This is a genomic window from Nocardioides sp. B129/18, from assembly GCF_055282735.1.
This window is the reverse complement of record NZ_JBUZJI010000019.1, coordinates 1-1,300: the sequence shown is the minus strand read 5'-3', so window position 1 is coordinate 1,300 and position 1,300 is coordinate 1. Positions and strand designations below refer to the sequence as shown.

Annotated in this window: 2 protein-coding genes; both read right to left on the bottom strand. The window is 69.7% G+C overall.

Going from position 1 to position 1,300, the window contains the following annotated elements; translation table 11 throughout:
• The coding region (locus ACZDWJ_RS13620; RefSeq protein ID WP_463521539.1) for an iron-sulfur cluster assembly protein at window positions 1-278 on the bottom strand (278 nt) is incomplete at its 3' end.
• A partial coding sequence (locus ACZDWJ_RS13615; RefSeq protein WP_463521537.1) for an amidohydrolase family protein occupies window positions 275-1,300 on the bottom strand: 1,026 nt, incomplete at its 5' end. The genes ACZDWJ_RS13620 and ACZDWJ_RS13615, both read right to left, overlap by 4 nt.

The following is a 1,300-nucleotide window of genomic DNA, read 5'->3' as shown; positions in this document are numbered from 1 at the left end:
CCCCCCCCCCCCCCCTCGCCCGCCCACGGCAGCGCGGTGAGGGCGTCCTTGGCGTCGGAGGCCATCAGGTAGGCGAAGTTCGGCGAGCAGAACGACGTGGGCAGGCGCAGGTGCACCTCGACGACGGCGCCCTGCTGGCCCTGGGAGACCCGCACCGAGCGCACGAAGCCGAGGTCGGTGATGGGCTCGTCGAGCTCGGGGTCGACGACGACGTGCATCGCCGCGAACGCCTCGTCGGCCCGCTGGTCGAGCGGACGCTCCAGGGTGACCGCGCTCATCCGGCGACCCCCGCGAGGTCGGCGCGCTCGGGCTCGCGCGGGCCGGTGGCGGTCTCGCCGGAGTCGGCCTCGTCGGCGGGCAGCCGCAGCTCGGCCGGCACCGGGATGTCGTACATCGTCGCGGCGTTGAGGCCGAGGATCTTCTTCTTCGCCACCGTGGTGAGCGGCGCGTACTCGCTCATGTCCTCGGGGATCTGGAAGTCGACGAAGGTCTCCACCAGCCAGCGCGGCGTCCACAGGGCGTAGTCGGAGGAGAACTGGATGCGGTCCTCGCCGATCCAGTACATGAGCTCGCCGATGATCTGGGCGAAGTAGCGCGGCCGGGTGTGCATGAACGGCATCGCGACGGCCAGGCCGCCGTGGACGTTCGGCTCCTGGGTGGCGATCCAGCAGAAGTCCTCCAGGCGCGGCAGCCCGACGTGCTCGACGACGAAGTTGAGGTCGGTGAAGTCGGTGGCCACGTGGTCGACGTCGGAGACGTCGAAGGAGTCGCGGTCCAGCGGGCGGATCGTGGGGCCCTTGTGGATGTGGATGTTCTTGATGCCGACCTCGCGGGCCACCTCGAGGTAGCGGTAGGTCCACGGGTCGTCGAGGCGCCAGCCGCGGGAGTCGCCGTGCCACTCGGCGGTGTAGAGCTTCACGCCCTTGAGGCCGAAGCGCTCGGCGTTCGCACGGAGCTGGTCGAGCCCGGCCTCGCCGTCGCGGGGGTCGAAGTAGTGGTTGTAGGTGAGCTTGTCGGGGTGGGCGGCCGCGAGGCTGCTGGCCTCCTCGGTCTGCCCGAAGCCGCGGTGGTAGAACTCCCACAGGTTGGCCGGCTGGAAGATCGCGTGGTCGACGTATCCGACCTCGAAGAGGTCGTGCAGGAGACGCTCGCCGCCCTGGTAGAGATAGTCCTCGTAGCTCCACAGCTCGCTCTCCGGGGAGAGGTTGCGGTGGTAGTCGTAGAAGCAGTCGATGAACTGCTTGCCGTGGATGTTGCGCTGGTTCTCGGGGCGGGCGTCCCACAGCGCGACGTGCGCGTC